Here is a 14,747-nt window from a genome sequence, read left to right as displayed (position 1 = left end):
GGCCACCAGAGCCTATGGGAGGGAATACATGACTGAACAGAAAATCTCCGCGGACACTATCGCCGCCGAAAATGACAAGCGCTTGAGCGCGCTCAAATCCGATTACGACGCGCTCGGAGAAAACCTGTCGCGGCGCGGGATCGATATCGAAACGATCACCGGCGAGGTTGAAAAGTTCTTCGTGGCCGTGCCCTCCTGGGGTGTCGGCACCGGCGGCACGCGATTTGCCCGTTTCCCCGGTCAGGGAGAGCCGCGCGGCATTTTCGACAAGCTCGACGACTGCGCCGTCATTCACCAGCTGACCCGGGCGACGCCCACCGTTTCGCTGCATATCCCCTGGGACAAGGCGGATGCGAAGGAATTGCGGGCCAAGGGCGATGCGCTCGGCCTCGGCTTCGACGCGATGAATTCGAACACGTTTTCCGATGCGCCGGGGCAGGCGCATTCCTACAAATACGGTTCGCTCAGCCACACGGACTCTGCGACGCGCGCTCAGGCGATCGAGCACAATCTCGAATGTATCGAGATCGGCAGGGCGATCGGCTCCAAGGCGCTGACGGTGTGGATCGGCGATGGCTCGAACTTTCCGGGCCAGAGCCATTTTACCCGCATGTTCGAGCGTTATCTCGCCTCGATGGCGGAGATCTACAAGGCGCTGCCGGATGACTGGCGGCTGTTCTCCGAACACAAGATGTACGAGCCGGCCTTCTATTCGACGGTCGTGCAGGATTGGGGTACCAACTACCTGATCGCCAACACGCTCGGACCGAAGGCCTTCTGCCTCGTCGATCTCGGCCATCATGCGCCGAACACTAATATCGAGATGATCGTCGCCCGCCTGATCCAGTTCGGAAAGCTCGGCGGCTTCCACTTCAACGATTCCAAATATGGCGACGACGATCTCGATGCCGGCGCGATCGAGCCCTACCGCCTCTTCCTCGTCTTCAACGAACTGGTCGATGCAGAGCATCGGGGGGTGAAGGATTTCCGGCCGGCGCATATGATCGACCAGTCGCACAACGTCACCGACCCGATCGAAAGCCTGATTTCCAGTGCCAACGAGATCCGCCGCGCCTATGCCCAGGCATTGCTGGTCGACCGGGGCGCGCTCGACGGTTTCCAGCAGGATAACGATGCGCTGATGGCGTCGGAGACGCTGAAGCGGGCTTACCGCACCGATGTCGAGCCGATTCTGGCCGAAGCCCGCCGTCGTGCCGGCGGCGCGATCGATCCGGTCGCGGCGTATCGCGCCAGCGGCTATCGCAAGCGGGTCGCGGCAGAACGTCCGGCCTCCGCCAGCGGCGGCGGCGGGATCGTCTGACCTTCAGGGCCGCGAGGATGCTGGCGGAGGGCCCCGCCAGCAACTAGGGAAAAGCCACTGGCTTCTGGCCGTGGCCAACCTTTTTTCCGCTGGGCGAACTCCGATCAGGTGTTTCGGCCGATTGCGCGTTCCATGCGGCTCAGGCCTTCTTCCAGCAAGGCTCGCGGGCATCCGAAATTGACGCGGACGAAGTTGCCGTAGGCCTCGCCGAAGTCTGATCCGGCGTTGAAGCCGACCTTGCCGTGCTCCAGGAAATAGCTCTGGGCATCCGGTTTGAGATCAAGTGCCGTGCAGTCGAGCCAGGCGAGAAACGTGCCCTCTGATTTTACGAGCTTGATCTTGGGGAAGCGGCGGGCGATTTCGGCCGACAGGTAGTCGCGGTTGGCCTCGATATAGGCGAGCATCCGCGTCTTCCAGTCGCCCGCCTTCGAGAAGGCCGCAAGCGTCGCCTCGAGCCCGATGATATTGGCGTTATCGACCATGCCGAGCCGTGCCCGGTTGAACTTCTCGCGGATCTCCCTGTTGCCGACGATCGCGAAGGCGGTCTTGAGGCCGGCAATATTGTAAGTCTTGCTGGCGGCCATCAGGGTGATCGTGCGGTTGGCGGCATCTTCCGAAAGCGTGGCGATCGGCACGTGGCGGCGACCGTCGAACAGAAGGTCGCAATGGATCTCGTCGGAGATGATCAGCGTGTCGTTCTTTCGGCAGAGATCGGCGATCGTCTTCAGCTCTTCCGTCGTGAAGACCTTGCCTGTGGGGTTGTGCGGGTTGCAGAACAACAGCGCCTTCGACTTCGCCAGTTCCGTCGCCAGAACGTCGTTATCCATCACATGGCCTTCGGCGGTCGGCACAAGCGGTGCTTCGCGACGGATAAGCTTCCAGTCCGCCGGAGCTTCGAGGATGGGACGATAGACCGGCGTCTGGACCAGCACGCCGTCACCGGGCTGGAGCATCGCATGCAGCGCCATGTTGAAGCCGGGCACGACGCCCGGAAGGAAGACGATCTGGTCGGGCGAGACCGTCCAGTCGTATTTGTCCTGCATGTCGGCGACGATCCGGGCGCGCAGTTCGTCGCGAGCGACGCCATAACCGAGCAGCGGATGTTCGAGCCGGTTGCGGATGGCATCGACGATCTCCGGTGCCGCGGGAAAATCCATGTCGGCGACCCACATGGGCAGCACGTCGTCCGGATACTTGCTCCATTTCGAGCTGCCGGTGCCCCGGCGTTCGTGTACGGCATCGAAATCGGTCATGCGATCAAAGCCCCTTTTCATGCTGCCGGTCGAAGTCGATCGACCACCCTTCGTTGACGCCCGCCGCGAAGAGGGCAAGGCGTCCTTCAGCTTGTCCCCAACCAACCGCGCGGCTGTCAACGCCTTTCTTCGCTCTGGTTGGCCGTTCGGTGGTTTCCGCATCGGGGCCAAGCTATCCAATTTGTAATCCGGGGCCGCTGAAAGCGCCTTCCATTGCGGGCGGCGGAGCGGTAGCGTCAATCCGGTTGATTTTTCAAGCATTCAAGAAGTTACGGTCGATGGCGCGTAGGCATTGGGTCCTGGTCTCTGTGATAATCCTGGGCGCAGCGGGCTTTGGAGCCTATACGCTTCGCGATCGCTGGCTCGGCCGTGTGGAAACCATGCTCGGGTTGGCGCCGACCGAGGCGACGACCGCGCAATCTTCGGGACGCCCGGCAGGCGGCGGGCGCCGGCGCAATGGCCGGCAATCGGGACAATCGGAGCCGGTTCCGGTGCTGGTGGCTGACGCCAAGGCGAGCGACGTACCTGTGTTCATCGATGGCGTCGGCTCCGTCCGGCCGCTGAACACGGTCACCATTCGCCCGCAGGTGAGCGGCAAGCTCGTTGAACTGCATTTCGAGGAAGGGCAGGACGTCAGGAAGGGCGACGTCCTTGTGCGGATCGACGACGCGGTCTATCGCGCCCAGCTCGACCAGGCGATCGGCAAGAAGGCCCAGGACCAGGCGCTGCTCCAGAACGCCGAACTTGCCCTCGACCGTTACCAGAAACTGGTTCAGTCGAGTTCCGGCACGCAGCAGCAACTCGATACGGCGCGTTCCCAGGTGGAGCAGTATCGGGCGGCGGTGCAGTCCGACGACGCGGCGATCGCCAGTGCCCAGGCCTCGCTCGACTATACGACGATCCGGGCGCCGATCGACGGCCGCACCGGCATCCGCAATGTCGATGTCGGCAATATCGTCAGCTCTTCCGATGCGGCGGGTATCGTCACGCTTTCGCAGATCAAGCCGATCTCGGTGGTGTTTTCCATTCCGCAGCAGCAGCTTGCCCGTGTCAACGCGGCGAGTGGCGGCGGGCAGCTAACCGTCGAGGCTCTCGCCGGCGACGGCAAGAGCGTGATCGATAACGGCATGCTGGCCGCGGTGGACAACCAGGTGGATGCGACCACCGGCACCGTCAGGATCAAGGCGAATTTCCCCAACGAAAAGCTGGCGCTCTGGCCGGGCGCCTTCGTCAACGCGCGGCTTCTCGTGGAGACGCTGAAGGGCGTGATCGTCGTGCCGACCGCCGCCGTGCAGCGGGGGCCGAACGGCACCTTCGTCTATCTCCTGAGGCCCGACCAGACCGTCGGCATGAAAATGGTCAAGCTCGGCCAGCAGGACGATGTGCGGACCGTGATCGCCGAAGGCGTGGCGGACGGCGACAAGGTGGTGACGACCGGGTTTTCGCGGCTGAAGGACGGCGAGCATGTGGAGGTGGCGGCCTCGCAACCGCCGCCGGCCGCCGTGCCCGGCAATCCGAATGAGGAGCGCAAACCGAACCGCCGGCCACAGAAGACAGGTGGGGCCGAAGCCGCAAGTGCCGCGCCGGTCGTGTCGCCCGAAGCAAAACAATGAGCACGTCGACGCTGTTCATCAAACGCCCGATCGCGACTTCGCTGCTCGGCGTCGCCGTGCTGCTGGGTGGCATTCTCGGCTATATCAACCTTCCTGTCGCGCCGCTGCCGCAGGTGGATTTTCCGACGATCCGGGTGACGACGCAATTGCCCGGCGCCGATCCCGAGACGATGGCGGCGCTGGTCACCGCTCCGCTTGAGCGCCCGCTCGGGCAGATCCCGTCGCTGACCTCGATGACCTCCTCGAGTGCTTTCGGCATCAGCCAGGTAACGCTGCAGTTTGCGCTCGGCCGGGATATCGACGGCGCCGCGCAGGATGTGCAGTCGGCCATCAACGCGGCCGGTTCCGGCTTGCCGCGCAACCTGCCTTACCCGCCGACCTATGCCAAGGTGAACCCGGCCGACACGCCGATCATCACGCTGGCGCTTCGCTCGACCAGCTATCCGATCCGGGACCTCAGCGATTTCGCCGATACGCTGCTGGCGCAGCGGCTTGCCCAGGTTTCCGGCGTCGGCAATGTCTCGATCCAGGGAGGGGTTCGGCCGGCGATCCGCGTCCAGGCGGATATTCCGCGGCTGGCCGCCTATGGCATCGGCCTCGAAGATCTTCGAACCGCGATCTCCAGCGCCAGCGTTGCCGGCGCCAAGGGCGCGCTCGACGGCGCGCACCAGTCCTTCACGCTCGCCGCCAACGACCAGATCATCGATCCCGAAATCTACGGCAATGTGGTCGTCGCCTATCGGAACAACGCGCCGGTGCGGCTGAAGGACGTGGCGGATATCGTCCAGGGTCTGGAGAATACCCGTGTCGGCGCCTGGTATCAGGGCGAGCCGGCGGTCATCCTCGATGTGATGAAACAGCCGGGCGCCAATGTCATCGATACGGTCGGCAGCATCCTGAGGCAGGTGCCGCGGCTGCGGGAGGTGCTGCCGGCGGGGATTTCGCTCGATATCGTCAACGACCGCACCGAAACCATCCGGGCGTCGATCCATGACGTTCAATGGACGCTCGGGGTCAGCATCGGCCTCGTCATCCTCGTCGTCTTCCTGTTCCTGCGGACGCTTTCGGCAACCATTATCGCGGCGGTGGCGCTGCCGCTTTCGCTGGTCGCGACTTTCGGGTTGATGTGGTTTGCCGGCTTCAGCCTCGACAACCTGTCGCTGATGGCGCTGACGATCGGTACCGGCTTCGTCGTCGACGATGCGATCGTGATGATCGAGAACATCGCGCGGCATATCGAGGAAGGCGAAAACCCGATGCAGGCCGCCCTGAAAGGGGCGGGCGAGATCGACTTCACGATCATTTCGCTGACGGTCTCCCTGATTGCCGTATTTATCCCGCTGCTGTTCATGTCGGGCATCGTCGGCCGGATGTTCCGCGAATTCGCCCTGACGCTGACCATCGCCGTCGTCGTGTCGGCGGTGATCTCGCTGACGCTGACGCCGATGATGTGCGCCCGTATCCTGCGCAGGCCGGCGGAAGGGCGCCGCGGCCTGCTGGCCGGTGCCGATCGCGTCATGGACCGGGTGATTGCGGGTTATCACCGAAGCCTTGTCTGGGCGGTCGACCGCAGTGCGCTGATGCTGATCCTGACGATCGCGACGCTGGCGGCCACGGTCGCGCTCTACGTCTTCATTCCCAAGGGTTTTCTGCCGCCGCAGGATACAGGGCTGATCACCGCCGTCATCGAAACGGAACCGACGACATCCTTCGATGCGATGAAGCGGACCCAGGCGATCGTTACCGACAGGTTGCGGCAGGACCAGGATGTGACTGGCATCGTCTCCGTGGTCGGCGCGAGCGCCAACAATCTCACGCTCAATACCGGCACGCTGAGCCTGGTCCTCAAGCCGCGAAGCGAGCGGACCTCGTCCGTGCCCGAGGTCATCGACCGGCTGCGGCGGGAGGTTTCGCAACTGCCCGGCGTGCGCGTCACCTTCCAGGGCGTGCGCGACATCAGCATCAGCACCCGCGTCAGCCGCGCGCCCTATCAATACATCCTGACCGGTGCGACGGCGACAAGCGTCGCGGATTGGGCCGACCGGCTGGCGAAACGGCTGGAGCAGCTCCCGGAACTGGTCGACGTTTCGTCGGAAGTCGAGATGGGTGGAGGGCGCCTGCTGCTCGATGTCGATCGCGAGACCGCGTCTCGCCTCGGCGTTTCGATGCAGGCGGTCAGCGATACGCTCAACGATGCGTTCGGCCAGCGGCAGATCACCACGATCTATGCGCAGTCCAACCAGTACCGCGTCATTCTGGAGGCCGCGCCGCAATATCAGTCCGATCCGAAATCGCTTGAGCGGCTCTATGTCTCCGGCGCCTCGAACACGCAGATCCCGCTCGGCGCCTTCGCCAAGACCTCGTTTACGGCGGCCCCGCTGGTGATCAGCCATAACGAACAGTTTCCGTCGGTGACGATCAGCTTCGACATCGCTCCGGGCGCCTCGCTCAGCGAGGCCGTCAGCGCCATCAAGGCGGCGGAAGAGGAGATCGGGGTTCCGGCGACGATCCAGCGGGACTATTTCGGGGATGCCGAGGAGTTCGCTAACTCGCTGGCCGGGGAACCCTGGCTGATCCTGGCGGCGATCGTGACGATCTATATCGTGCTCGGCCTGCTCTATGAGAGCGCCATCCACCCGGTCACCATCCTGTCGACCCTGCCGTCGGCCGGCGTCGGCGCGCTTCTGGCGCTGATGCTGTTCGGCCAGGACCTGTCCCTGATCGCGCTGATCGGCATCGTGCTGCTGATGGGCATCGTCAAGAAGAACGCGATCATGATGATCGATTTCGCGCTCGAGGCGGAGCGGACGGAGGGGCTGTCTCCCCGCGATGCGATCCTCAAGGCCTCGATCCTGCGCTTCCGCCCGATCATGATGACGACGCTTGCCGCGCTGTTCGGGGCGCTGCCGCTGGCGATGGCGGAGGGGACCGGTTCGGAACTGCGCATCCCGCTTGGCATCAGCATCATCGGCGGCCTGCTGCTCAGCCAGCTTCTGACGCTCTATACGACACCGGTCATCTACCTGGCGTTCGAGAACCTGCGCAGCCGCGTCGTCGGCCGGCCGACCGGGCCGTTGCCCGCGCCCGGCGGAGAACTCGGGGAGGCCCCGTGAACCTCTCGGAGACCTTCATCCGCAGGCCGGTCGGTACGACGCTTCTGGCGATCGGGCTCCTGCTGATGGGCATCGCCGCCTACAGATTCCTGCCGGTTTCCAATCTTCCTTCGGTCGATTTGCCGACCATCCGGGTGACGGCAAGCCGGCCGGGCGCCGATCCGTCCAGCATGGCGGCGAGCGTCGCTGCGCCGCTTGAACGGCATCTCGGCGCGATTGCCGGCGTCACCGAACTGACCTCGTCGAGCGCGCTCGGCTCGACCAACATCACCATCCAGTTCGACATCGCGCGGACGATCGATGGGGCGGCCCAGGACGTTCAGGCGGCGCTCAACGCCGCGGCGGTCGACTTGCCGGCGGACCTGCCGTCGCTGCCGTCGTTCCGCAAGGTCAATCCCGCCGCCGCTCCGATTCTCAGCCTTGCTTTGACATCCGACAATGTCGCGCCAAGTGCGATCTACGATGCGGCCGATACGCTGGTGGTGCAGCGCATATCGCAGGTGGACGGGGTCGGCGATGTCAGCGTCAGCGGCGCCGACCAGCCGGCGATCCGGGTCCGGCTCGATCCGAGCCGGCTTGCGGCGATCGGCCTGTCGCTCGATGCCGTTCGCACCGCCATCGTCAGCGCGGCTACATTGGGGCCGGTCGGTTCGATCAACGGCAGCGATCTCGCCTTTTCGATCGGTATGAACAGCCAGTTGCGGACGCCGGAGGAATACGGCCGTATCGTGATCCACAGCAGTAACGGCGTCGCGACGCGCCTCGCGGATATCGCGATCGTCGAGCCCGGCGTGCGCAACCGGCGTTCGGACGCCTGGTACAATGGCAAGCCGGCCGTGCTGCTCAACATCACCAAGGGGACCGACGCCAACGTCATCAAGACGGTCGATGCCGTCAAGGCGCTGATCCCGGAACTGCAGGCGCTGATGCCGGCGGGTGTCGATATCGCCATCCTCGCGGATCGCACCACGACGATTCACGCCAGCGTCGACGACATGCAGTGGACGCTGCTGATCACCGTCGTGCTGGTCATGATGGTGGTCTTCCTCTTCCTGCGCCGCTCGACGCCCACGGTTGCGGCGGGCGTCACCGTGCCTTTGTCTCTGGCCGGTACATTCGCGGCGATGTGGGCTTGCGGCCTGTCGCTCGACAATCTCTCGCTGATGGCGCTGGCGGTGTCGGTCGGTTTCGTGGTCGATGATGCGATCGTCATGATCGAGAACATCTATGCCAATCTCGAAACCGGCATGAAGCCGATACAGGCGGCGACGGAGGGGGCGCGGCAGATCGGCTTCACCGTCCTCTCGATCAGCGCCTCGCTGCTGGCCGCCTTCATTCCGATGTTCTTCCTCGGGGGCATCATCGGCAAATTCTTCCAGAGCTTTTCGCTGACGCTCGGTTTTGCGATCGTCATTTCCACCGCGGTTTCGCTGACGCTGACGCCGATGATCTGCGCGCACCGCCTGCGGGCGGGTCAGAAACCTGGCCATGCGCCGGACGGGGAAAGGGGAGGTCTGCTCGGAGCGGTGATCGGCTTTTATGGCCGCAGCCTGAAGGCGGTGCTCCATCATCAGGTCGCCGCCGTCATCGTCATCCTCGCCTGTGTCGGTCTGACCGCCTACCTCTATGTGAAAATTCCGAAGGGTTTTATCCCGCAGGACGATACGGGTTTCATCCAGGGCGGCACGGAGGCTTCGACCGACATATCCTATCCGGCGATGGTCGCCCTGCAGCGCCAGGCGGCGGAGATCGCCGGCCGCGATCCGGCCGTGTCCGGCATCGGTTCCTCGGCCGGTGGCGGCTTTTTCGGCTCGGTCAATCGTGGCCAGCTGACCATCGCGCTGAAGCCGCCTTCCGAGCGTCCCTCGACTGCGGAAGTGATCGAGCGGATGCGCAAGGAACTGGCGACCATTCCGGGGCTGAACAGCTACCTGTTTTCGCCATCCGATATCCGCATCGGCGCCCGTTCGGCGCCGTCGCCCTTCCAGTTCACGCTCTGGGACGAGGATTTCAACGAGCTGATCGCATGGGCGCCGAAGGTGCTCGATGCGCTTCGCAAGGAGCCTGTTCTCACCGACGTCAATTCCGACCGGCAGGCGAACGGGCTGCAGGCGACGGTGAATATCAATCGCGACGAGGCCGCGCGCCTCGGCGTCAGCATCCAGTCGATCGACAGCGCGCTCAATAGCGCATTCGCCCAGCGGCAGGTCTCGACCATCTACACGCAGCGCAATCAATACCGGGTCGTGCTGGAGGCCGATCCGCGCTTTGCGCGCGATCCGTCGGATATTTCCGGGCTCTACGTGCCGGGATCGGGCGGCAAGCTGGTGCCGCTTTCAAGCGTCGCCTCGGTCGAGCGGACGCTCGCGCCGCTGGTGGTCAACCACCAGGGCCAGTTTCCCTCGGTGACAATGTCCTACAACGTCAAGCTCGGGGGAACGCTGCAGGATGCCAACGATGCGGTGCTGCATGCGGTCGGCGAATTGCACATTCCGGATTCGCTTCACGCGGAATTTGCCGGAGATGCCGGGGCCGGGGGTTCGTCGAGCAACCAGCCGCTGTTGATGGCCGCAGCCATCCTGACCGTCTATATCGTGCTCGGCATTCTCTACGAAAGCCTCGCCCACCCGTTGACGATCATCTCGACCCTGCCTTCGGCGGGGCTCGGGGCGCTGCTTGCTCTTGTGATCAGCGGCACGGAGCTGACGATCATCGCCTTCATCGGCATCGTCCTGCTGATCGGCATCGTCAAGAAGAACGGTATCATGCTGGTCGATTTCGCGCTGCAGGCCGAGCGGCGGCTGGGGCTTAGGCCGGAAGAGGCGATCTTTCAGGCGTGCCTGCAGCGTTTCCGGCCGATCCTGATGACGACGCTGGCGGCGATCATGGGCGCCGTTCCGCTGATCATCGCCACCGGGCCGGGTTCGGAGCTCAGGCGCCCTCTCGGCATCACCATCGTCGGCGGATTGGTCATCTCCCAGATCCTGACCCTTTACACGACGCCGATCATCTACCTGATCCTGGCAAAGCTGCATAACCGGCGGTCGCGCCGCCGTGCGCTTGTTCCAGGCGAGGGAGCGGGCGAACCGGTCCGGTAGCGGGGAATGGGTTCGCTCCGGCGGACGGCTTACGCGCGGATCAGGATATGTGCTTCCGTCGCTGCCTGGACGAAGGCTTTTCGCGCCTCTTCCGGCTTGCTCTTTCCGGCGTCCACCGCAGCACAGACCGCCAGCGCCCGATCGAGGGCTGCGCCATCTTCCGTCGGCCAGTCTTCGATCATCGCCCAGGCGGCTGCCTGCGTCGTCTCGATCGCGGTTTCAGCCGGCGGCTCGCCGATCGATATGATGACCGGCTTGTTCCAAGGCGTATTCATTCTTCAGGCGTCCCGTCTCGTCCAAGCCGGTCTCATAGACCGATTTGACGGCCGTGGCGAGGGGCGAGAGGCCGATGGTAGAGCCGATGCGAGAAGGAGGATTGCTCTGTCTAGAGCAATCCCCGGGCGGCGAGGTTCTTCATCAGCGCCGAGATGCCGAAGTTCCAGGGTGGGCACTCGGTGGAGAGACGCACGGTGTTGCGCAGCGTTCCAAGGCCGGGAGACGAGATCTCGACGATATCGCCGATCTTGTGGGTAAAGCCCTGGTTCGGCACGTCGCGATCCTCGGTCGGCGCGAACAGCGTGCCGAGAAACAGCATGAAGCCGTCGGGATATTGGTGATGCTCGCCGCAGGTATGCGTGACGAGTTCGAGCGGGTCGCGGCTGATCTGCGACATGGAGCTCTTGCCGTTGAGCACATATCCCTCCGGCCCGGTGACCCTCAGGTCGAGTTCGGCATTGCGGACATCGTCCAGGCCATAGCTTTCGTCGAAGAGGCGGATGAAAGGCCCGATCGAGCACGAGGCATTGTTGTCCTTCGCCTTGCCGAGCAGCAGAGCCGAGCGGCCTTCGACGTCGCGCAGGTTCACGTCATTGCCGAGGGTCGCGCCCTTGATCTGGCCGCGGCTGTCGACCGCCAGCACGATTTCCGGCTCGGGATTGTTCCAGGTCGATACCGGATGCAGGCCGACATCGGCGCCCCAGCCGACCGAGGCGAGCACCGGCGCCTTGGTGAAGACTTCTGCGTCCGGACCGATCCCGACTTCCAGATATTGCGACCACATGCCTTCCCTGATCAGGGCGTCCTTGACGCTCGCCGCCTGCGGCGAACCGGCCTTGAGGTCCTTGAGGCTGCCGCCGATGATGGTGCTGACGGTCTGGCGAATCGCCGCTGCCCTGTCGGGATTGCCGGCCGCCTTTTCCTCGATGACCCGCTCGATCATCGATTGCGCGAATGTAACGCCACAGGCCTTGATCGCCTGCAGATCGGCTGGAGCCAGCAGATGGGGACGCGACGGGTCGGGCCGGCCGGAACTGTTCTTCGCAATGTCTTCCAACGTGCCGAGGACCGGGCCGGGCGCGTTCCGAACGAAATCCGCGGCATCGGAACGTTCCAGAAGCGCGCTGAGGGTTGGCGCTTCCTTGCTGGTGATGTCGACCAGGCTGCCGTCACGCACCGTGATGACGCTCGGGCCTGATGCTGCCGGATTCCAGGCCCGTCCGACGAAAAGGCCGTTCGCGAAAGTGTCGTTGAGATTGCCGGTCATGTTGGTAAGTCTGCCTCCCAGTAAATGTGGCCCGAATGGGCCACATCTATCCTGTTTTGTCTACCGGATCGACGCGCGTTCCTCAGCTTGCTGCCAGCTTGTCCTGGGTCCTGGTCTCGAAGTCGCTGGCGTCATGGCGTTCGTGAAGCTGCTGGGAGGGATCGCCGCTGACCCGGTTGACCATGCGGCCGCGCTTGACTGCCGGGCGTTCCAGGATCGCGTCGGCCCAGCGGTGGATGTGCGTGTAATCCTGGACCGACAGGAATTCCGCAGCGCCATACTGCCAGCCCTTCACGAGACCTCCATACCAGGGGAAGACCGCGATGTCGGCGATCGTGTAGTCGTCGCCACCCAGATATTCGGCTTCGGCAAGGCGCCGGTCGAGGACGTCGAGCTGGCGCTTGGTTTCCATCGCGAAGCGATCGATCGCGTATTCGATCTTGGTCGGGGCATAGGCGTAGAAGTGCCCGAAGCCGCCGCCGAGATAGGGGGCGCTGCCCATCTGCCAGAACAGCCAGGACAGGCATTCGGCGCGTTTGGCAGGGTCGGTCGGCAGGAAGGCACCGAACTTTTCAGCCAGATAGACGAGGATCGAGCCCGACTCGAAGACCCGGATCGGCTTAGGCCCGGAACGGTCCATCAGCGCCGGGATCTTGGAATTGGGATTGACCTCGACAAAGCCGGAGCCGAACTGATCACCGTCGCCGATCTTGATCAGCCAGGCGTCGTATTCGGCGCCGGAATGGCCGAGCGCCAGCAATTCTTCCAGCATGATCGTGACCTTCTGACCGTTCGGCGTCGCCAGCGAATAGAGCTGGAGCGGATGGCGGCCGACGGGCAATTCCTTGTCATGGGTCGGGCCGGCGATCGGGCGATTGATGCTCGCGAACTGGCCTCCATTGGCCTTGTTCCAGGTCCAAACTTTCGGCGGAGTGTAGTTGGAATCGGTCACTTCTGGCTCCTAGCATTTGAAGAGGATGCGACGGCCATGTCTTTTCGCTGTCGAAGACGTGTTCGTCCAGTCCCACGTAGGAGAGCGGGCGAGATTTTGTTAGGGGGCCGCCCCTCACTTCGAAGAACATTCGGCGCCGCGCCGGCAGGCGTCCGGCGGCACGGCCGCCATACCCGGTTTTCGACTTCAGCATGTTCCGTCTGCCCATTGACAGGGCGGCTGTCTCCTATATTCTGTTATAAAAGCTTATATAACATAATTGTGGAACATAAACGGGAGACTGCCATGAAATTGAAGCTCGCATTCCTTGTCGCAACCGCGCTCGTCGCCACGCCGTCGTTTCTGATGGCGCAGGAAAAGGGCGGCGTCATCAACGTCGCGACCATCGGCGAACCGCCGACGCTCGATCCGATGACGTCCACCGCCGACCTCGTGGGTATCGTCACCCAGCACATTTTCGAGACGCTCTATACGTTCAACAAGAAGTGGGATGTCACGCCGCTCCTGGCGGAAAGCCTGCCGGAGGTGAGTGCCGACGGCAAGACCTACACGATCAAGCTCAGGACCGGCATCAAGTTCCATGACGGCAGCGACATGACCTCGGAAGACGTGGTCGCCTCGCTCACCCGCTGGACCAAGCTCGCCTCGCGCGGCAAGCAGGCGGCCGGCTTCATCGAGTCGATTTCCGCCGCCGACCCGGCGACCGTGACGATCAAGCTGAAGCAGCCCTATGCGCCGCTCGCCTCGCTGCTCGCCTTCAACAACTCCGCCGCGATCATTATCCCGGCTGAGAAGCAGGCCGATACGATGACCGATTTCATCGGCACCGGCCCCTACATGCTGAAGGAGCGCAAGGCCGACCAGTATATCCAGCTCACCCGCTTCAAAGATTACAAGCCGCGCTCCGGCGAGAGCGACGGTTATGGCGGCGCCCGCCACCAGTATCTCGACGAAATCCGTTTCGTGCCGGTCCCGGACCCGAACACCCGCGTCGAAGCCGCCGTTTCCGGCCAGTATGACTATATCGACTCGCTGCCGGTCGAATCCTTCGACAAGGTGAAGGCCTCGAAGGCCACGCAGCCGCTGCTGCTGAAGCCGTTCGGCTACCCCGTCTTCGTCTTCAACACCGCGGAAGGTGCCGCCAAGAGCCTTGGCGTCCGCAAGGCGATCCGCCAGGCGCTCAGCATGGAAGACATGCTTGCGGCCGCCTTCGGCAGCAAGGACTTCTACGCGCTCGACGGCAATATCTATCCGGCCTCCTTCACCTGGAGCACGGATGCCGGCGTGAAGGGCAATTACAACGTCGCCGATCCGGAAGGCGCCGCCAAGGCCGCCAAGGCCGCGGGTTATGACGGCAAACCGATCCGCATCCTGACCAGCCGCCAATACGAGTTCCACTACAAGATGGCGCAGGTGGCAGCCGAATACCTGAAGCTTGCCGGCTTTGCCGTCGACATGCAGGTGGTCGACTGGGCGACGCTCACCCAGCGCCGCACCGACAAGGCGCTCTGGGACATCTACATCACCCACAGCCCGTTCCTGCCGGAGCCGGCCCTGATCGGTTCGCTGGCCCCGACATCGCCGGGCTGGTGGGATACGCCTGCCAGAAAGGCGACCGTGGATGCTTTCTCGGCGGAGTCGGATCCGAAGAAGCGCGTCGAGCTCTGGGCGAATGTCCAGAAGGCCATGTATGACGAGGCTCCGTTCATGAAGATCGGCGACTTCAACGCCGTCTCGGCGATGTCCACGAAGCTCCAGGGCGTCGATCCTGCTCCGTGGCCGTACTTCTGGAACGCGTCGATCAAGAAGTAAGATCCTCCCAGGGAACGCGGATGCCGGTTTGCGGATCGGCAT

General features: G+C 63.7%; 9 protein-coding genes. 5 read left to right on the top strand and 4 right to left on the bottom strand.

From position 1 onward, the window contains the following. Positions 1-28: 28 nt before the first annotated feature. The gene (gene rhaI, locus J2X76_RS29055; RefSeq protein WP_310221043.1) at positions 29-1,321 is read left to right on the top strand and encodes an L-rhamnose catabolism isomerase; all 1,293 of its coding nucleotides are present in this window, start codon (positions 29-31) and stop codon (positions 1,319-1,321) included. 104 nt (positions 1,322-1,425) lie between these two features. Here rhaI and J2X76_RS29050 read toward each other — a convergent pair whose 3' ends face one another. Beyond that, the gene (locus J2X76_RS29050; protein ID WP_310221042.1) at positions 1,426-2,574 is read right to left on the bottom strand and encodes a PatB family C-S lyase; all 1,149 of its coding nucleotides are present in this window, start codon (positions 2,572-2,574) and stop codon (positions 1,426-1,428) included. A 278-nt stretch (positions 2,575-2,852) separates the two neighbouring features. Between J2X76_RS29050 and J2X76_RS29045 the strand changes: the two genes are divergently transcribed. From J2X76_RS29045 to J2X76_RS29035, 3 genes are read left to right on the top strand one after another with little or no spacing between them, the layout of a single operon-like run. Continuing rightward, on the top strand, positions 2,853-4,187 hold the full coding sequence (locus tag J2X76_RS29045; protein WP_310221041.1) for an efflux RND transporter periplasmic adaptor subunit: 1,335 nt from the start codon (positions 2,853-2,855) through the stop codon (positions 4,185-4,187). Then, a complete protein-coding gene (locus J2X76_RS29040; RefSeq protein ID WP_310221039.1) occupies positions 4,184-7,300 on the top strand; it encodes an efflux RND transporter permease subunit in 3,117 nt (1,038 codons plus the stop codon). The genes J2X76_RS29045 and J2X76_RS29040 overlap by 4 nt, the downstream gene beginning before the upstream one ends. Continuing rightward, entirely contained in the window at positions 7,297-10,398 is a 3,102-nt protein-coding gene (locus J2X76_RS29035) for an efflux RND transporter permease subunit (protein WP_310221038.1), read from the top strand. The genes J2X76_RS29040 and J2X76_RS29035 overlap by 4 nt, the downstream gene beginning before the upstream one ends. Before the next feature lie 29 nt (positions 10,399-10,427). On the opposite strand, the gene J2X76_RS29030 is transcribed toward J2X76_RS29035, so the two are convergent. The 3 genes from J2X76_RS29030 to yghU form a co-directional block, all read right to left on the bottom strand. Beyond that, positions 10,428-10,673 (bottom strand): DUF982 domain-containing protein, encoded by a 246-nt coding sequence (locus tag J2X76_RS29030; protein ID WP_113131524.1) that lies wholly within the window; start codon positions 10,671-10,673, stop codon positions 10,428-10,430. A 110-nt stretch (positions 10,674-10,783) separates the two neighbouring features. After that, the gene (locus J2X76_RS29025; protein ID WP_310221036.1) at positions 10,784-11,941 is read right to left on the bottom strand and encodes a fumarylacetoacetate hydrolase family protein; all 1,158 of its coding nucleotides are present in this window, start codon (positions 11,939-11,941) and stop codon (positions 10,784-10,786) included. Between the two features lie 82 nt (positions 11,942-12,023). Beyond that, complete coding sequence (yghU, locus tag J2X76_RS29020; RefSeq protein WP_113131526.1) at positions 12,024-12,893, bottom strand: glutathione-dependent disulfide-bond oxidoreductase; 870 nt, start codon at positions 12,891-12,893, stop codon at positions 12,024-12,026. 285 nt (positions 12,894-13,178) lie between these two features. Between yghU and J2X76_RS29015 the strand changes: the two genes are divergently transcribed. After that, the gene (locus J2X76_RS29015) at positions 13,179-14,705 is read left to right on the top strand and encodes an ABC transporter substrate-binding protein (protein ID WP_113131527.1); all 1,527 of its coding nucleotides are present in this window, start codon (positions 13,179-13,181) and stop codon (positions 14,703-14,705) included. Positions 14,706-14,747: the final 42 nt, after the last annotated feature.

This window comes from Neorhizobium sp. 2083 (genome assembly GCF_031455615.1).
GTDB lineage: Bacteria > Pseudomonadota > Alphaproteobacteria > Rhizobiales > Rhizobiaceae > Neorhizobium.
The sequence above is the reverse complement of the archived record's forward strand: the minus strand, read 5'-3'. Positions and strand labels throughout refer to the sequence as shown.